The 21,668-nt window shown below is 70.9% G+C and carries 16 protein-coding genes; 12 read left to right on the top strand and 4 right to left on the bottom strand.

Translation table 11 applies throughout. From position 1 onward, the window contains the following. Nucleotides 1–7: 7 nt before the first annotated feature. The gene (locus tag OHO83_RS14780; protein WP_330279597.1) at nt 8–718 is read left to right on the top strand and encodes a class III extradiol dioxygenase subunit B-like domain-containing protein; all 711 of its coding nucleotides are present in this window, start codon (nt 8–10) and stop codon (nt 716–718) included. 83 nt (nt 719–801) lie between these two features. Here the strand turns inward: OHO83_RS14780 and OHO83_RS14775 are convergent, their stop codons facing one another. Both OHO83_RS14775 and OHO83_RS14770 read right to left on the bottom strand, forming a co-directional pair. Continuing rightward, nucleotides 802–1,041, bottom strand: coding sequence for an antitoxin (locus OHO83_RS14775; RefSeq protein ID WP_266674882.1), 240 nt, complete (start codon nt 1,039–1,041; stop codon nt 802–804). A gap of 23 nt (nt 1,042–1,064) precedes the next feature. Next, the gene (locus OHO83_RS14770) at nt 1,065–1,361 is read right to left on the bottom strand and encodes a hypothetical protein (protein ID WP_266674883.1); all 297 of its coding nucleotides are present in this window, start codon (nt 1,359–1,361) and stop codon (nt 1,065–1,067) included. Nucleotides 1,362–1,542: 181 nt separating this feature from the next. On the opposite strand from OHO83_RS14770, the gene miaA reads away from it, so the two are divergent. The 6 genes from miaA to hflX all read left to right on the top strand — a co-directional run bounded on the left by miaA (nt 1,543) and on the right by hflX (nt 9,571). Next, nucleotides 1,543–2,481 (top strand): tRNA (adenosine(37)-N6)-dimethylallyltransferase MiaA, encoded by a 939-nt coding sequence (gene miaA / locus OHO83_RS14765; protein ID WP_266674884.1) that lies wholly within the window; start codon nt 1,543–1,545, stop codon nt 2,479–2,481. Nucleotides 2,482–2,588: 107 nt separating this feature from the next. After that, complete coding sequence (locus OHO83_RS14760; RefSeq protein WP_266676687.1) at nt 2,589–3,056, top strand: hypothetical protein; 468 nt, start codon at nt 2,589–2,591, stop codon at nt 3,054–3,056. A 55-nt stretch (nt 3,057–3,111) separates the two neighbouring features. Then, nucleotides 3,112–3,990 carry a diaminopimelate epimerase gene (gene dapF, locus OHO83_RS14755; RefSeq protein WP_266674885.1) on the top strand — a complete coding sequence of 293 codons (879 nt, stop codon included), beginning with the start codon at nt 3,112–3,114 and terminating at the stop codon, nt 3,988–3,990. A gap of 136 nt (nt 3,991–4,126) precedes the next feature. Continuing rightward, nucleotides 4,127–6,256 (top strand): RelA/SpoT family protein, encoded by a 2,130-nt coding sequence (locus OHO83_RS14750; protein ID WP_330279596.1) that lies wholly within the window; start codon nt 4,127–4,129, stop codon nt 6,254–6,256. Between the two features lie 67 nt (nt 6,257–6,323). Next, nucleotides 6,324–7,850, top strand: a complete 1,527-nt coding sequence (locus tag OHO83_RS14745; protein ID WP_266674887.1) for a M1 family metallopeptidase — start codon at nt 6,324–6,326, stop codon at nt 7,848–7,850. 224 nt (nt 7,851–8,074) lie between these two features. After that, on the top strand, nt 8,075–9,571 hold the full coding sequence (gene hflX, locus OHO83_RS14740; protein WP_266674888.1) for a GTPase HflX: 1,497 nt from the start codon (nt 8,075–8,077) through the stop codon (nt 9,569–9,571). A 94-nt stretch (nt 9,572–9,665) separates the two neighbouring features. On the opposite strand, the gene OHO83_RS14735 is transcribed toward hflX, so the two are convergent. Next, a complete protein-coding gene (locus tag OHO83_RS14735; RefSeq protein ID WP_266674889.1) occupies nt 9,666–10,868 on the bottom strand; it encodes a trypsin-like serine peptidase in 1,203 nt (400 codons plus the stop codon). A 183-nt stretch (nt 10,869–11,051) separates the two neighbouring features. Beyond that, the gene (locus OHO83_RS14730) at nt 11,052–12,275 is read right to left on the bottom strand and encodes a trypsin-like serine peptidase (protein ID WP_330279595.1); all 1,224 of its coding nucleotides are present in this window, start codon (nt 12,273–12,275) and stop codon (nt 11,052–11,054) included. A gap of 383 nt (nt 12,276–12,658) precedes the next feature. On the opposite strand from OHO83_RS14730, the gene OHO83_RS14725 reads away from it, so the two are divergent. From OHO83_RS14725 to OHO83_RS14705, 5 genes are all read left to right on the top strand, one after another. Beyond that, the gene (locus OHO83_RS14725) at nt 12,659–14,065 is read left to right on the top strand and encodes a diaminobutyrate--2-oxoglutarate transaminase family protein (protein WP_443066046.1); all 1,407 of its coding nucleotides are present in this window, start codon (nt 12,659–12,661) and stop codon (nt 14,063–14,065) included. 143 nt (nt 14,066–14,208) lie between these two features. Beyond that, nucleotides 14,209–16,569: an IucA/IucC family protein gene (locus OHO83_RS14720; protein WP_330279594.1), complete on the top strand. Its 2,361-nt coding sequence runs from the start codon at nt 14,209–14,211 to the stop codon at nt 16,567–16,569. A 38-nt stretch (nt 16,570–16,607) separates the two neighbouring features. Further along, entirely contained in the window at nt 16,608–17,507 is a 900-nt protein-coding gene (locus OHO83_RS14715) for a GNAT family N-acetyltransferase (protein WP_266674892.1), read from the top strand. 164 nt (nt 17,508–17,671) lie between these two features. Then, a complete protein-coding gene (locus OHO83_RS14710; RefSeq protein WP_330280778.1) occupies nt 17,672–19,627 on the top strand; it encodes an IucA/IucC family protein in 1,956 nt (651 codons plus the stop codon). 40 nt (nt 19,628–19,667) lie between these two features. Beyond that, nucleotides 19,668–21,650, top strand: a complete 1,983-nt coding sequence (locus OHO83_RS14705) for an ATP-dependent DNA helicase (protein WP_266674893.1) — start codon at nt 19,668–19,670, stop codon at nt 21,648–21,650. Nucleotides 21,651–21,668: the final 18 nt, after the last annotated feature.

The following is a 21,668-nucleotide window of genomic DNA, read 5'->3' as shown; positions in this document are numbered from 1 at the left end:
GCCGATCATGCTTGTCACCGCCGCCGTCTGCCCCTGCCCGCCCCTGCTCGTACCCGAGGTCGCCGCGGGTGCGGCCCCCGAGCTGGACGCCGTGCGCGCGGCCTGTGACGAGGCCGTCCGCACGGTCCTGGCCGCCCGGCCCGACCTCATCGTGGTCGTCGGCGAGGGGCCGGTGACCCGTACGCACAAGCAGGGTGCCAGGGGCGGTTTCCAGCCGTTCGGTGTGGACTGCGAGGTGCGCCTCGGCGCGGCTCCCGAGGGAGCCGAGGTGTCGGCGCACCGGCTGCCCCTGTCCCTCACGGTGGGCGCCTGGCTGCTCGAGAGGGCCGGGTGGACCGGCCCTGTGGCGGGCTACGAGGTGGAGGGCGGCAGGTCCTGGCCGGCCAATGGCGAGGACGGCGTCCACCTCGGTGGATGGGCCGAGCGCGTGGGATTCCTGCTGATGGGCGACGGGACGGCCTGCCGCAGCGTGAAGGCGCCCGGCTATCTGGACGAGCGTGCCGAGGGGGTCGACACGTCGATCGCGCAGGCCCTGGCCAACGGCGACCCCGAAGGCTTCTTCGCGAACCTCGACGAGGACCTCGCCCGCGAACTCAAGATCTCCGGCCGCGCCCCGTGGCAGATCCTCACCGCAGCCTTCGAAGAGGACGGTGATTGGCGTCTCCTGTACGAGGGCGCTCCCTACGGAGTGGGCTATTTCGTCGCTCACTGGTCGTAGCCGAGCGGCTGCGCCCGAACGGCGACGGCCGCGGAGCCGCACTGGGCTCCGCGGCCGTCCGCAGTGTGCTGGTACCGCGCGCCTCAGGAGGCGGGAGGTGGCGGTGTGCCGCCACCCTTGTCCTGACCCCCGAAGCGGTCCATAGCGTCCTTGGCCTTGCTCGTGCCTGTCTGGATCTGGTCGCTGTACTTGCCCTGGGTCTTCCCGTCGGCCGTCTTCCCGGCCTTGTCCAGACCCTGGTCGATCTTGTCCCCGTGCTGGCGCGCGAGGTCCGAGGCCTTGTCCTTGTTGAGCTTGGCTTTCAGCGTGTCCAGGATGCCCATGGGTTCACCTTCACTCGCGGGTACTACTTACGGGCGCTGTCACCGGCCCCGTTGTCGGCGGCCTCCTCCGCGGACTGCTGCTTGGGAATCTCCACGGGCTCCGCCGCGGCGGGCTCGGGGGTGACGGCAGCTTCCGTGGACTCCTCCGGCGCCGTGGTGTCGGCGGCAGCTGAGGTGTCGGCGGTCTCGGAAGTCCCGGAGGTCTCGGGGGAGGAGCCCTCCGCCTCGGGTTCGGCCGTCAGAGTGGCGGCCTGCGCCTCGACGGTTGACGCCGCCTCCGTGTCCTTCGACTTCCGGCGAAACCTGGTAAAAACACCCATTTCAACTCCATACGTTACTCGTGCGGGCGAAATCCCGCGTCGCCGGTGCGTCCGATTGCGTCGCCCCGGTCTGAGGCGCTCGAAACCGGCGGTCGGGACCTCGCAACTGGGAACGACCCCGGACCTGTGGCGTCACGTAGCTCGTTCGGGAACAGGTGCCGAGGTTTGCGAGACTGGGGCGGTGAGTAGTGCAGCTCCCGCTCCGCGGGTCATCGCCGTCGTCGGACCCACTGCGGCCGGAAAGTCCGATCTGGGCGTTTTTCTCGCCAGAGAACTCGGCGGCGAGGTCGTCAACGCCGACTCCATGCAGCTCTACCGGGGGATGGATATCGGCACCGCCAAACTGACGCCCGAGGAGCGCGGCGGCATCCCGCACCACCTCCTGGACATCTGGGACGTCACCGAGGCGGCCAGCGTCGCGGAGTACCAGAAGCTCGCCCGCGCCGAGATCGACCGGCTGCTCGCCGAGGGACGCTGGCCCGTCCTGGTCGGCGGCTCCGGCCTCTACGTCCGCGGAGCGGTGGACCACCTGGAGTTCCCGGGCACCGACCCCGAGGTGCGCGCCCGCCTGGAGGAGGAGCTCGCCCTGCGCGGCTCCGGCGCCCTGCACGCCCGCCTCGCGGTCTCCGACCCGGGGGCCGCCCAGGCGATCCTGCCGAGCAACGGCAGGCGCATCGTCCGCGCCCTCGAGGTCATCGAGATCACGGGCAAGCCCTTCACGGCCAACCTGCCCGGACACGAGTCCGTCTACGACACCGTCCAGATCGGCGTCGACGTGGCGCGCCCCGAACTCGACGAGCGCATCGCGACCCGCGTCGACCGCATGTGGGACGCCGGGCTCGTGGACGAGGTGCGCACCCTGGAGGCGCGCGGCCTGCGGGAGGGGCGTACGGCGTCGCGCGCGCTCGGCTACCAGCAGGTGCTCGCCGCGCTGGCGGGGGAGTGCACCGAGGACGAGGCGCGCGCCGAGACCGTCCGCGCCACCAAGCGCTTCGCGCGCCGTCAGGACTCCTGGTTCCGGCGCGACCCGCGCGTCCACTGGCTCAGCGGCGCGGCGGACGCACGCGGGGAACTCCCGGCCCGGGCAATGACGTTGATCGAACGACCGGTCACAGCCTGATCACGTGATGGCATCGGGACGCTCCGGCCGTCATCGCGGCCCCTGGGAGCGTGCCATCATCGACCATCGATCGACCAGTGGAGTCCGAAGTGGGAGGGCGCGTGGCGATGGAGGCCGGCCCTCGTGACACCGCACCCGGCGGGGAACAGCTGAGCCCTGACGGACCGGACGCGATCCCGGACGGTGTGATCGCCGACGGCCCCACGGCCGAGGAGCTCGCATCGCAGGCCGGGGGCGCCGAGGTCGAGGTGGAGCTGCGCCCGCAGCGCCGCCTGCGCCTGTGGCAGCTCGCGCCCATCGTGATCCTCTCCGCGATCGGCTCCCTGATGTTCGCGTTCCCGCTCTTCTTCGAGTTCGGGGACGGCGGGGCCGTCGTGGCCATGCTGGGGCTGCTGATCAGCTCCTGCGCCGCAGGCTGGGGAATGATGGCCGCGCGCCGCGTCGGCTACACCTGGCCCGGCTTCCCGGCCCGCGGATCGGGCCGGCGCCCGGACTGGCGGGTCGTCGGCGCGTACGCGGTCGTGGTCGCCGCCGTCGCCGTCCTCGCCGTGTGGCGCGTCGCCCGCCTTCGGTAGTCCACGTACCGGGCCGTCCCGACGGGGCGCCGGCGTCACCCCGTACGATCGAGGAATGAGCACGCGGATCGCCTTCCTCAAGGGGCACGGGACCGAGAACGACTTCGTGATCGTCCCCGACCCGGAGAACGCCCTGGAGCTGCCCCCGGCGGCCGTCGCAGCCCTGTGCGACCGCCGCGCCGGAATCGGCGGCGACGGCCTGCTGCACGTGGTGCGCTCCGCAGCCCACCCCGACGCGCGGCACCTGGCTTCCGAGGCCGAGTGGTTCATGGACTACCGCAACGGCGACGGCTCGATCGCCGAGATGTGCGGCAACGGCGTGCGGGTGTTCGCCCACTACCTCCAGCGCGCCGGTCATGTCGGCGAGGGCGACCTCGCGGTGGCCACGCGCGGAGGCGTGAAGAGCGTGCACATCGACAAGGAGGGCGACATCACGGTCGGCATGGGCAAGGCCGTCCTCCCCGAAGGGGATGTCACCGTCAGCGTCGCCGACCACAGCTGGTCCGCGCGCAACGTGAACATGGGGAACCCCCACGCCGTCGCCTTCGTGGACGACCTCTCCCAGGCCGGCAACCTCTTCACCGCGCCGCCCTTCTCCCCGGCCACGGCCTACCCGGACGGGGTGAACGTCGAATTCGTCGTCGACCGCGGCCCCCGCCACGTCGCCATGCGGGTCCACGAGCGCGGCGTGGGCGAGACCCGCTCGTGCGGCACGGGCGCGTGCGCCGTGGCCGTCGCGGCGGCCCGCAGGGACGGCCTGGACCCGGCGGTCACCGGATCGCCCGTGACGTACGCCGTGGACCTGCCCGGCGGACGGCTCGTGATCACGGAGCGGGCCGACGGGGAGATCGAGATGACGGGACCAGCGGTGATCGTCGCCGAGGGAGAGATCGACACGGACTGGCTGGCGGGTCTCGAAACCGTAAACCCCTGAACGTTCGCTCGAATGGGTGATCCGTTTCACGCTGGGCGAGAGGGGGACTGCTCCACGTGATGGGCTCGGTAGCATCAAGCACCGGCCCGGGCGGGAACCCGCAGACCGCCGCCGGTCGACGCAGCCGGAGGTGCTCATGAGTGCGGAGGCGACCAATCCCGCTTCGCCGGGCCCGATCACACCGGGCGCGCACCGTCGGCGCGGCCGTCCCCGGATCGACCTGCGCCGCATCGGCTGGGCCGCGCTCCTCGGCCCCACCGCGGGCAACCGGCTGCCCGACGCGATCGGCCACGTGGTCGAGGCCCACCGCGCCCACCACCCGGAAGCGCCCCTGGAGCCGCTGCGCCGGGCGTACGTCCTGGCCGAGTCCTCCCACCGGGGACAGATGCGCAAGAGCGGCGAGCCCTACATCACACACCCGCTCGCCGTGACCCTGATCCTCGCCGAGCTGGGCGCCGAGACGACGACACTGACCGCGTCACTCCTCCACGACACCGTCGAGGACACCGAGGTGACGCTCGATCAGGTGCGTACGGAGTTCGGTGACGAGGTCGCCTATCTCGTCGACGGCGTGACCAAGCTCGAAAAGGTCGACTACGGAGCGGCCGCCGAACCCGAGACCTTCCGCAAGATGCTCGTCGCCACCGGCAACGACGTGCGGGTCATGTCGATCAAACTCGCCGACCGGCTGCACAACATGCGCACCCTCGGCGTGATGCGCCCCGAGAAACAGGCGCGTATCGCCAAGGTCACCCGGGACGTCCTCATCCCGCTCGCCGAACGCCTCGGCGTCCAGGCACTCAAGACCGAGCTGGAGGATCTCGTCTTCGCGATCCTGCACCCCGACGAGTGCACGCAGACCCGCGAGCTCGTCGCGGCCAACGACGCGCGGGACAACGATCCCCTCGCGGAGATCGCCGAGGACGCCCGCGCCGTCCTCAAGGACGCCGGGATCGCGGCCGAAGTGCTGATCAGGCCACGGCACTTCGTCTCCGTGCACCGGGTGAGACGCAAGCGCGGAACGCTGCGCGGAGCGGACTTCGGGCGCCTGCTGGTACTCGTCGGCGAGGACGCCGACTGCTACGGGGTGCTCGGCGAGCTGCACACGTGCTTCACGCCCGTCGTCTCGGAGTTCAAGGACTTCATCGCCGTACCGAAGTTCAACCTGTACCAGTCGCTGCACACGGCCGTGTCGCGCGGTGACGGCGAGGTCGCCGAAGTCCTCATCCGCACCCACCAGATGCACAAGGTCGCCGAGGCCGGAGTCGTCGCGCTCGGCAATCCCTACGCTCCCCCCGCGGACGAGCAGACGGACAGCATGGGGGAGCGCGCCGACCCGACCAGGCCCGGCTGGCTCTCCCGCCTTCTCGACTGGCAGGAGGCCGCCCCGGACGCGGACACCTTCTGGTCGACGCTGCGCGAAGACCTCGCCCAGGACCGCGAGATCACCGTCTTCCGGCCCGACGGCGGCACGCTCGGCCTGCCCGCGGGCGCCAGCTGCGTCGACGCCGCGTACGCCCAGTACGGCGAGGACGCGCACGCCTGCATCGGAGCCCGGGTCAACGGCCGGCTGGCGACGCTCAGCACGGTCCTGAGCGACGGGGACACCGTCCAGCTCCTCATGGGCCAGGACCCCGCCTCCGAGCCCTCCAGGGACTGGCTCGACCACGCCCGCACACCCGCCGCGCGCATCGCCATCCGGCGCTGGCTCACGACCCACCCGGCCACCCCCCAGCCCGAGCCCGAGGACAGGCGCGCCCCGGAGTCGGCGCCCAGGGCGCCTCAGAGCGCGCCCGCGGGCCGCCCCGTCGAGGCGAACGCCGTCGTGGACCAGCCGGGCGCCTTGGTCCGCCTCGCGGGCTGCTGTACGCCCGTGCCGCCCGACGCCGTGACCGCCTTCGCCGTACGCGGCGGTGTCGTGACCGTGCACCGCGCGGAGTGTCACGGCGTGGCGCGCATGAAGAGCGTGGGACGCGCCGAGGTCGGCGTGCACTGGGGCGACACCAGGCAGTGCCGGGTCTCCCTGATCGCCGAATCGTTCAGCCGGCCGCATCTGCTGGCCGATCTCACCGAAGCCATCGCCCTGGAGAGCGTCGCCGTGATCTCGGCGACCGTGGAACCGCCGGCCCAGGGCCGCGTTCGCCACACCTACACGCTCCAACTCCCCGACGCGGCAACGCTTCCCGGACTGATGCGCGCCATGCGCAACATCGCGGGGGTGTACGACGTCAGCCGCGCACAGCACTCCGCCCAGACCACCTCGTAGGGTCTCGTTCGGGTGGGTGTGGCGCGTCCCGCCGGAGTCCGGACGCGCACGCTGATAGCCGTAGTTCATGCTGCTCACCCCCCGCGCCATCCGCATGGGCACCGCGCTCGTCGCCGCGGCCGCCTCCACCGCACTTCTCGCCGCGAGCGCGCCGCCGCCGGCCGTCCCGCTGGGCATCGGCGACCGGCTCTTCCCACACCTCGGCAATCCGGGCTACGACGTGGAGTCGTACGACATCGCGTTCACGTACCACGGCGACAACAAGAAGCCGCTCGACGCCGTCACCAAGATCGAGGCCACGGCGACCGCCCGCCTCGAGCAGGTGAATCTCGACTTCGCGCACGGAACCGTCCGCTCCGTAGAGGTCAACGGCAGGCCCGCACGGTTCGACACCAGCGACGAGGACCTGATCGTCACGCCCGAGACCGCCGTCCCGGAAGGTGCCCCGCTGGAGATCACCGTGCGGCACACCAGCAACCCGGTACCCGGCAAGGAGGAGGGCGGCTGGGTGCAGACCAAGGACGGTCTCGCCCTGGCCAATCAGGCCGACGCCGGGCACCGCGTGTTCCCGAGCAACGACCACCCTTCGGACAAGGCCCGGTTCACGTTCCGGGTCACCGCCCCCAAGGCGCTCACGGTCGTCGCCAACGGGGTGCCCTTCCTGAAGATGCGCCACGGGGCGGACACCAGCTGGTCGTACCACACCCTCCACCCCATGGCCACCGAGCTGGCGCAGGTCTCGATCGGTCGCTCCGCGGTGCTGCACCGCGAGGGGCCGCACGGGCTGCCCGTCCGTGACGTGGTGCCCGCCAAGGACCGCAAGGTCCTCGAACCGTGGCTCAAGAAGACGCCCGCCCAGCTCGCCTGGATGGAAGGGAAGGTCGGCCGCTACCCCTTCGAGAACTACGGCCTCCTGATCGCCCAGGCCCGGACCGGCTTCGAGCTGGAGACCCAGACGCTCTCCCTCTTCGAGAAGGACATCTTCACGGAGCCCGCGTACCCCTCCTGGTACATCGACTCGATCATGGTCCATGAGATGGCGCACCAGTGGTTCGGCGACAGCGTCAGCCCGCGCACCTGGTCCGACCTGTGGCTGAACGAGGGCCACGCCAGTTGGTACGAAGCCCTCTACGCCCAGGAGAAGGGCCACCAGTCCATGGCCAAGCGCATGCGCGAGGCCTACCGCGCCTCGGACGGCTGGCGCGCCGCGGGCGGCCCGCCGGCCGCCCCCAAGGGCCCGAAGCCGGGACAGAAGATCAGCCTCTTCCGGCCCGTGGTCTACGACGGCAGCTCCCTCGTGCTCTACGCGCTCCGCCAGGAGATCGGCACCCCAGCCTTCGAGCGGCTGGAGCGCGACTGGGTGCGCACGCACCGTGACGGCACGGCGAGCACGGCGGACTTCATCAGCCTCGCCTCGCAGACCTCCGGCCGCGATCTCCGGGGCTTCTTCCGGGCGTGGCTGTACGGCACGAAGACGCCGCCGATGCCGGGTCACCCGGACTGGAAGTCGGCGCCCGTGGTGAAGGCGAAGCCGACCCTGGTGGAGAAGGCGAAGCCGGCCCCGGTGGAGAAGGCCAAGCCGGCCAAGGGATAGGCCGTCGACCGGCGGCGGACAGGCCGGGCAGGACACGCTTCGGGCCCCGCGCCGGCGGGCAATAAGTCGGGTGACGAGACGGGCCGTGCCGTGCGACCATCTTCAGGTCGGCGGCACGGCCGGCCCGGGAATCTACGGACCGCCCGGGACGTTGTGTCATTCGAAGGACCACGCTGTCATGCGCGGACCGTCACACATACCGAACACCTCGACGTAAGGATCCAATGACCTCCTCTTCTTCCCCTTCCCAGGACGCGCAGAGCTTCGCGCAGAAAAACCCCGAAGGTCTTCGGGCCGATGCCCTGATGGAAGAGGACGTCGCCTGGAGCCACGAGATCGACGGAGAGCGGGACGGCGACCAGTTCGACCGTTCCGAGCGTGCGGCCCTGCGCCGTGTCGCGGGCCTCTCCACCGAGCTCGAGGACGTCACCGAAGTCGAGTACCGACAGCTCCGTCTGGAGCGGGTCGTGCTCGTGGGTGTGTGGACCTCGGGCACGGTCAATGACGCGGAGAACTCCCTCGCGGAGCTCGCCGCTCTCGCCGAGACCGCCGGCGCCCTGGTGCTCGACGGCGTCATCCAGCGCCGTGACAAGCCCGACGCGGCGACGTACATCGGCTCGGGCAAGGCCCTGGAGCTGCGCGACATCGTCCTGGAGACTGGAGCCGACACCGTCGTGTGTGACGGTGAGCTCAGCCCCGGCCAGCTCATCCACCTCGAGGACGTCGTCAAGGTCAAGGTGGTCGACAGGACCGCCCTGATCCTCGACATCTTCGCCCAGCACGCCAAGTCCCGAGAGGGCAAGGCGCAGGTCGCCCTCGCGCAGATGCAGTACATGCTGCCGCGACTGCGCGGCTGGGGTCAGTCGCTCTCCCGGCAGATGGGTGGCGGCGGCGGTGGCGGCATGGCCACCCGTGGTCCCGGTGAGACCAAGATCGAGACGGACCGGCGACGGATCCGCGAGAAGATGGCGAAGATGCGCCGGGAAATCGCGGACATGAAGACGGGCCGCGACATCAAGCGCCAGGAGCGGCGCCGCAACAAGGTGCCTTCGGTGGCCATCGCCGGATACACCAACGCGGGCAAGTCGTCCCTGCTCAACCGCCTGACGGGCGCCGGTGTCCTGGTGGAGAACGCCCTGTTCGCCACCCTCGACCCGACCGTCCGCAGGGCCGAGACCCCCAGCGGCCGTCTCTACACACTGGCCGACACGGTCGGTTTCGTACGGCACCTGCCGCACCACCTCGTCGAGGCCTTCCGCTCCACGATGGAGGAGGTCGGTGACTCCGACCTGATCCTGCACGTCGTGGACGGATCGCACCCGGCGCCGGAGGAGCAGCTGGCCGCCGTGCGCGAGGTCATCCGGGACGTGGGCGCCACGCAGGTGCCCGAGATCGTGGTGATCAACAAGGCGGACGCGGCCGACCCCCTCGTCCTCCAGCGGATGCTGCGCGTCGAGAAGCGCGCGATCGCGGTGTCGGCCCGCACCGGGCTCGGCATCGACAAGCTGCTCGCGATCATCGACGACGAGCTGCCGCGTCCCGAGGTCGAGATCGAGGCGCTCGTGCCGTACACGCACGGCCAGCTGGTCGCGCGTGCGCACGCCGACGGCGAGGTGATCTCCGAGGAGCACACCGCGGACGGCACCCTGCTCAACGCGCGGGTGCACGAGGAACTCGCCGCCGAGTTCGCGCCGTACCTCCTGGCGGCGGCAGCGAGCTGACGCTCCGGCAGCAGCCGGGCGTCCAGTGCCGACGGCGAGGGCCCGCCCCCAACTTCCTGGGGGCGGGCCCTCGTTCGTTCGGTGAAGCCGGTGGTTACTGGCTGCCGTACTTCTCGCTCATCGTGTCGAAGACCTGCTGGGCGCCCTTGCCCAGCTGCGGTCCGGCCAGCCAGGTGTTCTCGGCCGGGCCGATCGACGTGTTCGACACCAGCTGCGTCTTTCCGTCGACCATCCGGAACCAGCCGCCGCCGGACGAACCGCCGGTCATGGTGCAGCCGATGCGGTACATCGTCGGCATGTCGGGGCTGAGGGACAGGCGGCCCGGGCGGTCGATGCACTTGTGCATCAGCTGGCCGTTGAACGGCGGCGCGGCCGGGTAGCCCCAGGCACCCATGCTGCTCACCGACTGGACGACCGGCTCGGAGAAGTCGACGGGCAGCGCGTTGCCGACCGTCTCCTCGAGGGACTTGGAACCCTGCTCCGGCTTCACGTGCAGCACCGCGTAGTCGTACGGCGCGCCCGCACCACCCGACTCGGCGCCCGTGTCGATCCACTCGTTGGAGGTGGAGGCCCAGTCGGCCCAGAAGGTGCCGTACGGGGCGATCTCCTGCGGTGCTGCGTTCTGCAGCTGCGCCTCGGACTTGCCCAGGTCGTTGTAGGCCGGGACGAAGGCGATGTTGCGGTACCAGCCGCCCGCCGCGCCCGCGTGCACGCAGTGGCCCGCGGTCCAGACGAGGTTGGACTTGCCCGGGTTGCGCGGGTCCTTCACGACGGTGCCGGAGCAGACCATCGAACCCTCGGGCGAGTCGAAGAAGACCTTGCCGACCGGGGCGGCGTTCTCGTGGTACGGGGTCTTCTCGGGCACGGCCTTGACGGGCTGCGGCTCAGGGTCCGTGGCGCCCTGGTCGGACGGCGCGTCCTTCGCGGCGATCGTCTTGTCCGGGTCCTTGGCGGACTTCATCCGCTCGGGCTTCCAGTGGTCCTTGATGACCGGGTTGACGAAGTCCTTGGCCTCGCGCAGCCAGTCGTCCTTGTCCCAGTTCTTCCAGGCGCCGTTCTGCCACTTGTCCGGGTCGATGCCGTGCTTCTTGAGCTGGTCGGCGATGCCCCCGGGCAGCTGGCCGTCGGATCCCTTGTCGGATCCCTGCGACGCCGTGGCGCCCGACTTGTCACTCGCCTTGTCGTCACTCGGGCCGCAGGCAGTGGCGGTGAGCGCCAGGGCCGCGGCGAGACCCGTAGCGGCGAGGACGTTGCGACGGCCCCGGCTCCGCCTGGATGACGGACGTATGGAACGCATGGTGCAGTTACCCCCGTTGACGCGAATGTGTCATGAGCTTGTCAGGTTCGATGTGAGCTCCGTGCGGAGATCTCGAACGCAGCACCCCACTATGCCTGTGGAGTTGGGGACGAACAGCGGCGGGGTGGTGAAGGTTTCGTCACCCCGCCGCTGTTCGTTGCCTGCTCACCGGCGTTGCCCGCCCTACTGGCCGGCGTACTTCTTGCTGACCGCGTCGTAGATCCCCTTGGCCTCCTTGCCGAGGCGCGGGCCCGCGAGCCAACCGGCCGTCACCGGGCCGATCGACGTGTTCGACACCAGCGACGGCTTGCCGCTGGAGCCCTGCGCGATCCAGCCGCCACCGGAGGAACCGCCGGTCATGGTGCACCCGATGCGGTACATCGTCGGCTCGGCCTTCGCGAGCGAGAGCCGGCCCGGCTTGTCGGCGCACTGGTAGAGCGTCTGGCCGTCGTACGGCGGCGCGGCCGGGTAGCCCTTCGCCGTCATCGTCGCGATCTTCGGCACCGCGGGCGCGTTGAAGTCGACCGGCACGGCCGAACCGACCGCCTCCTCAAGAGACTTGCCCTCGCTGCCCTTTTCCGGCGTGACCTGGATGACCGCGAAGTCGTACGGCGCGCCCTGACCGCCCGTCGGACCGCCCTGCTCGATCCACTGGTCGGACGTCTGCGCCCACGCGCCCCACCAGACGCCGTACGGAGCGACCTCTTCCTTGGTGGCGGTCTTGAGCTGCTCGTCCGACAGGCCCGCGTTGTTGTACGAGGGCACGAAGGCGATGTTGCGGTACCAGCCGCCGCTCTTGCCGGCGTGCACGCAGTGACCCGCGGTCCACACCATGTTCGACTTGCCCGGGTGCGCGGGGTCCGTGACGACCGTCGCCGAGCAGACCATCGAGCCCTCGGGGCCGTCGAAGAAGAGCTTTCCCGCGTACGGCGCGCTGTCGTGGTACGGCGTGCCGACGGCCGCGGCCTTCACCGGCTGCGGCGTCGGGTCGGTCACGCCCTGGTCGCCCGAGATGTCGTTGTCGTCGACCTCGTTGTCCGGGTTCTTGTCGGCGTCACGCATCCGGTCCGGGTCCCACAGACCGTCGATGATGGGGTTGACGTAGTCCTGCGCCTCACGCAGCCACTTGTCCTTGTCCCAGTTCTTCCACTCGCCGTTCTTCCACTTGTCCAGATCAATACCGTGCTCCTTGAGCCGGTCCTTGATGTCGTCCGGGATCTGGATCTTGTCGCTGCCGCCCTGCGCGGCGGACGCGGTCGGCTTCGAGTCCGCGTTGTCGTCGCCGGGACCGCACGCGGTGGCGGTGAGTGCGAGCGCCGCACCGACGGCGAGAGCCGCCACGGGGGAGGTTCTGCGGCGCGCGCTCCTCCCGCGCCGATCGGTCGAGAGCGGACGTATGGGTCGCATGTCGTGAATCCCCCTGGGCTTCGAGAACTGTGCAGTGCCGGCCGCCGTCGGTCGTGAACCCGCCGCGCCACGCTCGGCACTTGATGTGCCTCGCCCCGCGACCGAACCCTCCGCCCTCCGTCGAACGGCAACCCACCCTATGCGCGCGCTGTGGGGGACTACCCACGGAACGGCAACGGTTCCGTCACGGCATGGATCTTCCGAGCGACAAGGATTTTCCCCCGACCCGTGATCCCGCGCAGTCACCGTCGTTGGTACGTACGGGGGATTCGCCGTCGTCGCTCGGTCCTTGGGGTTCCGCCCCGGACACCCGTACGTCAACTGATCCCCCGTACCGAGAAATCGACCGGATCCAGCGGGATCCAAGGGGAGGACCAACAGTCGTGGCCGTCACCGAGCCTGCGTCCGCGGCGATGTCCGCGGGGTATGAGGGGGGCGCCGCCCGTGAGGGCGTTGCCCAAGAGGGAATCCTGCGGCGGCAGTCCGCGCGGGAGTCGGCGGCCCGCACCTATGCGCGCGCCCTGCCGATCGTGCCCGTGCGGGCCCGCGGCCTGACGATCGAGGGCGCCGACGGACGCCGGTACCTCGACTGCCTCTCCGGCGCGGGCACGCTGGCCCTCGGCCACAATCACCCTGTCGTGCTCGAAGCGATCAGACGCGTACTCGACTCCGGCGCCCCCCTGCATGTGCTCGATCTGGCCACCCCCGTGAAGGACGCCTTCACGACGGAACTCTTCCGAACGCTGCCCGCCGGACTCGCCGAGCGGGCACGGATCCAGTTCTGCGGACCGGCCGGCACCGACGCGGTGGAGGCCGCCCTGAAACTCGTCCGCACGGCCACCGGCCGCAGCGGAATGCTCGCCTTCACCGGCGCCTATCACGGGATGACCGCGGGGGCGCTCGAAGCGTCCGGCGGAGCGCAGGACGTCAGGGTCGCGCGGCTCCCCTTTCCGCAGGACTACCGCTGTCCCTTCGGCGTCGGCGGTGAGCGCGGCGCCGAACTCTCCGCGCGCTGGACCGAATCCCTCCTCGACGACCCCAAGTCGGGGGTGCCGCACCCCGCCGGCATGATCCTCGAACCCGTCCAGGGGGAAGGCGGGGTGATTCCCGCGCCCGACGCCTGGATGCGGCGGATGCGGGAACTGACCGCGGCACGCTCCATCCCCCTGATCGCCGACGAGGTCCAGACCGGCGTCGGCAGGACCGGCGCCTTCTGGGCCGTCGAACACAGCGGCGTGGTGCCCGACGTCATGGTCCTGTCCAAGGCGATCGGCGGCAGCCTTCCCCTGGCCGTCGTCGTCTACCGGGACGACCTCGACGTGTGGCAACCCGGGGCCCACGCCGGCACGTTCCGCGGGAACCAGCTCGCCATGGCCGCCGGCGCCGCGACCCTCGCCCATGTCCGGGAGAACCGTCTCGCCGAACGCGCCGCCCTCCTGGGCGCCCGCATGGTGGGCCAGCTCCAGGGCCTCGCCGCCGAACACCCCTGCATCGGGGACGTGCGGGGCCGCGGCCTGATGATCGGCGTCGAACTGGTCGACGTGGGCGCCGCCCAGGACCCGGACCGACCGGCCGCACCCGACCTGAGCCCACATCCTCCCGCCCCCGGACTCGCCGCGTCCGTGCAGCGCGAATGCCTCCGGCGTGGACTCATCGTCGAGCTCGGCGGCCGCCACTCCAGCGTCGTACGCCTTCTGCCGCCCCTCACGATCACCGACGAACAGGCTGCCGCCGTCGTCGAGCGTCTCGCCGACGCCCTGGCCGAGGCGGCCCGCACCCATTGCGGATAGCCCAGCCGGGACCGGCCCCGTCCTGAAGCCCCATACCCACCGGGCCTGGGCCACCACAACACGGACCACCACGGACAGCAGCGGAACACCGGACAGTCCGGACCACCGCACCACGGAGTCAACTACCCCACAAGGAAGCCCCGTTGAACGCCAATCCCGCACCCGACGACCGACACCGCCCCCAGGCGAGCGGAGCCTGCGACACGCAGCCCCAACTCGCCCCGGAACGCGGGACGGTCCCCCGGCAGAAGGACGGCAGCCAGGAGGCCGAGCATCTGCACGGCTCCACCGCCGACCTGCTGGAGCATCCCGACCCCGGCACCGCGGCCCAGGCCGCGGCCGTCGAGAACCTGCTCCGCTGCTGGGTGCGGGAGAACGATCTGGCCGAACCCCCGCACGGCACTCTGCGCATTCCTCTGCCCGCAAGTGGCACCGCCCTCCTCATCCCTGTCCACTACTGGTCCGCGACCGGCTGGCACCGGTTCGGCATGCCCCATCTCCAGGACGGCCCGCTGGACGCCCCGCACGTCGACGCCGTCACGGTCGCCGCCCTCCTGAGCCGCGAGGCATCGGGCCCGGGAAGCGCGGCCGAGGTCGGGGGTGGCGGCGGCGTCCGGGTGAGGGCCGGCGGCGGAAGCGGCGGTGACGCCCCCCGGCAGGAGGGCGGCGTTCCGGGCTCGGCGGGCACGCCGAACACCGCATCCGACGCCCCAGGCGGGCCGGAGTCGCCGACCGGCCGGACGCCGGTTCCCACCGACCGGATGCCGGCCCCGAGTGCCTCGGCACCGACCCCGAGCGTCCTCGCGCCGCCCACGCCGACCGTCGCGGACACCCCCGAGGCCGTCGCCGCTGCCGCCGCACCCGAGACACCGCGTCCCCACGGCGACCCCGTCGCGCAGCCCGCCCCCAGCGGTGAGACCGCCTACCCGATGGCGCAGGCCCCCCACCCCGAAGCCTCACGCCCCAAGGCCCTCCACCCCGAGGGCACCCGCCCCGAGCCGTCTCCCCCCGCCACCCCTCACTCCTCGCACCCCACCCCCTCAGGCGACGGAGCCGACCTGGTGGGGCGCGTCGCCGACTCGATTCGCCGCACTGCCGACTTCATCGCCCACCGTCGCAGGAACCCCCGCGACACGACCGACCTCTTCCTGGGCGCCGAACAGTCCCTCCTGCTCGGCCACCCCCTGCACCCGACTCCGAAGAGTCGCGAGGGCCTGTCCGAGGCCGAATCCCGGCTCTATTCACCCGAGTTGCAGGGATCCTTCCCCCTGCACTGGATGGCGGTGAACCGCTCGGTGCTCGCGATGGACTCGGCCTGGACCCATCGGGGCCGCCCACTGCCGGCAGACCAGCTCGCCCTCCAACTCGCCGGGACGGAACTGCCCCTGCCCGACGGACACACCGCGCTGCCCCTGCACCCCTGGCAGGCGCGCGAACTCAGGCACCGCCCCCAGACCGCGGCCCTCCTCGACGCCGGCCTTCTGCGTGACCTCGGCCCGCACGGCGCCTCCTGGTACCCCACCTCCTCCGTCCGTACGCTCTACCGGCCCGATGCGTCGGCCATGCTGAAGCTCTCGCTCGGCCTGCGCATCACCAACTCCCGTCGGGAGAACCTCCGTAAGGAACTCCACCGCGGCGTCGAGGTCCACCGACTGCTGCGCACCGGGCTCTCCGAGCAGTGGCAGGCGGCCCACCCCGGATTCGACATCGTCCGCGACCCGGCCTGGCTCGCCGTCAACGGCCCGGACGGCGAACCGGTGGCCGGCCTGGACGTGATGATCCGGAACAACCCGTTTGCACCCGGAGACGACGCAGCCTGCATCGCCGGCCTCGTGTCCCCCAGACCTCCGGCCGTGCCCCACGGACAGCCGGACCGCCAGCTCATGCGCTCCCGCCTCGCCGAGACGATCACCCGCCTCGCCGGCCGTACCGGTCGCCCCCGAGGCGCCGTCGCCGCCGAGTGGTTCCTGCGCTACCTCGAACACGTCGTACGCCCGGTGCTCTGGCTCGACAGCACCGCCGGCGTGGCCCTGGAAGCCCATCAGCAGAACACGCTGCTGCTGCTCGATCCCGAAGGCTGGCCCGTCGGCGGCCGCTACCGCGACAACCAGGGCTACTACTTCCGCGAGTCCCGCCGCGCCGAGCTGGACGGCCGGCTGCCCGGCATCGGCAGCCACAGCGACACCTTCGTCTCCGACGACGTCACCGACGAGAGGTTCGCCTACTACCTCGGGATCAACAACGTCTTCGGTCTCATCGGCGCCTTCGGCTCCCAACAGCTGGCGGACGAAGGGCTGTTGCTGGCTGCGTTCCGCGGGTTCCTCTCCGATGTCGCGTCGGGACCGGACAAACTCCGCACCCCACTGCCCGGATACCTCCTCGACTCCCCGGCCCTGCGCTGCAAGGCCAACCTCCTCACCCGCCTGCACGGACTCGACGAACTCGTCGGTCCCGTCGACACCCAATCCGTCTACGTCACCATCGCCAACCCCCTTCATTCCTGAGGTACACGCCCACCCCATCCCCTGAGAGGAACGCCGCCGTGTCATCGACCGACGCGTGCACCGACGCCGGAGCCACGCCCGCTATCGCCCCTGCCGATGCCGTCACCGACGAGGTCGCCGACACGGGCCCCGGCGCCGACGAGCTCACAGGCTCCGAGCCCGGCGTCGGCACGGACGTCGCCGACACCCTGGACCTGCGTCTGCCCGACGAACTCATCGACCTGATCGCCGGACAGGGTGAAACCGGCGGGCAGGCCAGCGGCAGCGTGGGCCAGGGGACCGGCGCAGTCCTTCCCGGGTACGGGCACCCAGTCGACGGAACGCGACCACACGCACCGGGCGGCACCTCGACGGCCCTGGCGGACGACGACCTGCTCGACAACGTCGGAGCGTGGGGACCGGTCACCACACGTTCCGGCGTCTTTCAGCTGGTTCCCGTCCGTATCGAACGCGACCTGGCGCTGATCAGTCGCTGGATGAATGATCCAGCCGTAGCCGCGTTCTGGGAACTCGAAGGCCCGGAGAGCGTCACGGAGAACCATCTCCGCCCCCAACTGGACGGTGACGGGCGCAGCGTCCCTTGCCTCGGCGTACTGGACGGCACCCCGATGAGCTACTGGGAGATCTACCGCGCCGACCTCGACCCACTGGCCCGCCACTATCCTGCCCGCCCGCACGACACCGGTGTTCACCTCCTTATCGGTGGTGTCGCCAACCGCGGACGGGGACTCGGCACAGGCCTGCTCAAGGCCGTCGCCGACCTCGTACTCGACCACCGTCCGCCCTGCGCCCGTGTCGTCGCAGAGCCGGACCTCCGCAACACCCCCTCTGTATCCGCCTTTTTGAGTGCCGGCTTCCGCTTCTCCGCCGAGGTGGAGCTCCCCGACAAACGGGCCGCACTGATGATCCGAGACCGGGCCCTGCGCGCTCTGCTGTGAGCCCGTCACTCTTAGTACACCGCTCACCCCGATCCGGTTCCCGAGGAGTCCCCGTGCCGAATCCGTCCGAGCCCCAGACTTCCGCAGCGTCCTCCGCTCTGTACGACCCAGCGGAGCTGACGTCCGAGAACTGGGAGTGCGCCGCAGCCCGGCTGCTGGCGAAGATGATCGGCGAGTTCGCGTACGAGGAGATCATCGAACCGAAACGTGAACCGGAGCCAGAGCTGGATCATGGTCCGGGTTCGGCTCCGGCTCATGGGCCTGGTCCGCGGCCAGGACGGTCAGACCTCTACACCCTCCCCGTCGAGGGCTCCCACATGCCGCCCGGCGGCGCGTTCCGGTTCAAGGCCCGCCGGGGCGCCTACGGCAGCTGGCTCGTGGATCCCGGCAGCATCCAGTGGATCGCCGGCCGCGCAGACGACAGCGCCGGCCGGCCGGACGAGACCGTCGGTCGCCCCGCCGAGAGCGTCGACCGCCCGGACAAGACCGCCGACCGCCCGGGCGGGACCGTCGGTCGCCCCGCGCAGACTGACAAGGACGCGGACGCCGCCGAGCCCAGGCCCTCGCTCCCCGCAACGAACCCGCCTGAACGCTTCACCGACCCCCTCGCCTTCCTCCTCCGCGCCAAGCACGTCCTCGACCTCGACGGCGCCACGCTCGGGCATCTCATCCGCGAGCTCACCGTCACCCTCGCCGCCGACGCCCGTCTCGACCACACCGCGCTCACCGCGGCCCAGCTCGCCGAGCTCGGATACGCCGAACTGGAAGGCCACCAGACCGGCCACCCCTGGCTCGTCCTCAACAAGGGCCGCATGGGGTTCTCGGCCTCCGACACCGCCCGCTGGGCCCCCGAGGCCCGTATCCCCGGGACGCTCCCGTGGATCGCCGTCCACACGAGGATCGCCGCCTACCGAGGCGTCGCGGACCTGGCGACATCCGATCGGCTGTACGACCGTGAACTCTCCCCGGCGGCGCGGGACTCCTTCGCCGAGGCCCTCCGGGAGCGCGGCCTGGACCCGCAGGCCTACCTGTACCTACCGGTACACCCGTGGCAGTGGAACAACATCGTGCTGCCGCTCTTCGCCGGCTCCGTCGCGACGGACGCCATCGTGCCGCTCCCCACCGACGGCGACGTGCGCCTGCCCCAGCAGTCCATTCGTACGTTCCTCAACATCTCGCGCCCCGACCGTCACACAGTGAAGCTCCCGCTGTCCGTACTCAACACCCTTGTGTGGCGGGGCCTGCCCACAGAGCGCACGCTCGCGGCACCGTCGGTCACCGCGTGGATGCACTCCCTCCGCGAAACAGACCCCTTCTTGAAGGACGATTGCGGGGTCATCCTCCTGGGAGAGGTGGCTTCGGTCGCCGTCGAGCACCCCGCGTACGACGGCCTCGAAGAAGTTCCTTATCAGTACAAGGAGTTGCTGGGTGCCATCTGGCGCGAACCGGTCTCCCGGTATCTCGCCCCCGGCGAACGGGCCCGCACCCTGGCCTCTCTGCTGCACGTGGACCCGCACGGCCGGGCGTTCACCGCGGAACTCGTCGCCCGATCCGGGCTGACCCCCGAGGTGTGGCTGCGCCGGCTCTTCGCGGCCCTGCTCCCCCCGCTTCTGCACTTCCTCTACCGCTACGGCACCGTGTTCTCCCCGCACGGGGAGAACGCCATCGTCGTCTTCGACGACCACGACGTGCCGGTGCGGCTCGCGGTGAAGGACTTCGTCGACGACGTGAACGTGAGCGCCGAGCCGCTGCCCGAACACGACCGCATGCCGCAGGACGTCCGCGAGACCCTGCTCACCGAGCCGCCCGCCTTCCTGACCCAGTTCATCCACTCGGGGCTCTTCGTCGGCGTCTTCCGGTATCTGGCGCCCCTGTGCGAGCAGCAGCTGGGTGTCACGGAAGAGAAGTTCTGGTCCCTGGTGCGCGCTGAGATCGTGCGGCATCAGGCGCGCTTCCCCGAGCTCAAGGAGCGGTACGAGATGTTCGACCTCCTCACTCCCCGTATCGAGCGGCTCTGCCTCAATCGCAACCGACTGCATCTGGACGGTTACCGCGACCGGTCGCAGCGCCCCCACGCGGCCGTGCACGGCACGGTGCCCAATCCACTGCACCAGCCTTGATCGCGGGATTGTCAGTGGTGCCCCGTAGGGTGGTCGAGCTATGACGAAGCCCTCCCTCCCCGAGCTCCTGCACGCCGCCGTCGCCGCCGTGGGCGGTACGGAACGACCTGGCCAGGTGACCATGGCCGAGACCGTCGCCGAGGCGATCGACGGCGGTTCCCACCTGCTCGCACAGGCAGGCACGGGTACCGGTAAGTCCCTCGGTTACCTGGTCCCTGCCCTGGCGCACGGCGAGCGGGTCGTGGTCGCGACGGCCACGCTGGCCCTCCAGCGCCAGCTCGTCGAGCGGGATCTGCCGCGCACGGTCGACGCGCTGCACCCCCTGCTGCGCCGGCGCCCCCAGTTCGCCATGCTCAAGGGCCGGTCGAACTATCTGTGCCTGCACCGCCTCCATGAAGGAGCGCCGCAGGACGAGGAGGAGGGGCTCTTCGACCAGTTCGAAGCGGCCGCTCCGACCAGCAAGCTCGGCCAGGACCTGCTGCGGATGCGGGACTGGGCCGACGAGACGGAGACCGGCGACCGCGACGACCTGACCCCCGGAGTCTCCGACCGGGCCTGGTCCCAGGTGTCGGTCTCCTCCAGAGAATGTCTGGGCGCCACCAAGTGCGCGTACGGACAGGAGTGCTTCGCCGAGGCGGCCCGCGAGCGGGCCAAGCTCGCCGATGTGATCGTCACGAATCACGCGCTCCTGGCGATCGACGCCATCGAAGGAGCACCTGTCCTGCCGTCCCACGAGGTACTGATCGTGGACGAGGCGCACGAGCTCGTCTCCCGGGTCACGGGTGTGGCGACCGGCGAGCTCACTCCGGGGCAGGTGAACCGCGCGGTGCGCCGTTCCGCCAAGCTCGTCAACGAGAAGGCGGCCGATCAGCTCCAGACCGCGGCCGAGGGCTTCGAGCGGCTCATGGAGCTGGCCCTGCCCGGCCGTCTGGAGGAGGTCCCGGAGGACCTCGGCTACGCGCTGATGGCGCTGCGGGACGCCTCCCGGACCGTCATCTCGGCCCTGGGCACCACGCGCGACAAGTCCGTCCAGGACGAGGACGCGGTACGCAAGCAGGCCCTGGCCTCCGTGGAGAGCATCCACGACGTGGCCGAGCGCATCACGAACGGCTCCGAGTACGACGTCGTCTGGTACGAGCGCCACGACCGCTTCGGCGCGTCCGTCAGAGTGGCCCCCATGTCGGTGTCCGGCCTGCTGCGGGAGAAGCTCTTCGCGGAGCGGTCCGTCGTGCTGACCTCGGCAACGCTCAAGCTGGGCGGCGATTTCAACGGGGTGGGTGCCTCTCTGGGCCTGGCCCCCGAGGGCCAGGAGGGCGAGGGCCTGCCGCAGTGGAAGGGCGTCGATGTCGGATCGCCGTTCGAGTACCGCAAGCAGGGCATTCTCTACGTCGCCAAGCACCTGGCACGCCCCGCGCGTGAGGGCACCCGCAGCGACATGATGGACGAGCTGTCCGAGCTGATGCAGGCCGCCGGCGGCCGGACGCTGGGACTCTTCTCGTCCATGCGCGCCGCCCAGGCCGCGGCCGAGGAGCTGCGGACCCGACTCCCCGAGTACCCGATCCTGCTCCAGGGCGAGGAGACGCTCGGCGAGCTCATCAAGGGGTTCGCGGCCGACCCGAAGACGTGTCTGTTCGGCACGCTCTCCCTGTGGCAGGGCGTGGACGTTCCGGGCGCCAGCTGCCAGCTCGTCGTCATGGACAAGATCCCGTTCCCGCGGCCCGACGACCCGCTGATGAGCGCCCGGCAGAAGGCCGTCGAGGACGCCGGCGGTAATGGCTTCATGGCCGTGGCGGCGACACACGCTGCCCTGCTGATGGCCCAGGGCGCGGGCCGTCTCGTACGGGCGACGGGGGACCGCGGCGTCGTGGCGGTCCTGGACCCGCGCCTGGCGACGGCCCGGTACGGCAGCTATCTGCGGGCCTCGATGCCGGACTTCTGGTACACGACGGACCAGAACCAGGTGCGGCGCTCACTGGCCGCCATCGATGCGAAGGCGACCGCCGAAGCCGAAGAGACCGCGTAGCCGCGCGGACCATGCGGC

Origin of the sequence: Streptomyces sp. NBC_00569 (genome assembly GCF_036345255.1) — a bacterium.
GTDB lineage: Bacteria > Actinomycetota > Actinomycetes > Streptomycetales > Streptomycetaceae > Streptomyces.
Note: the sequence above shows the minus strand (reverse complement) of the source record. Positions and strands in the feature narration are given on the sequence as shown.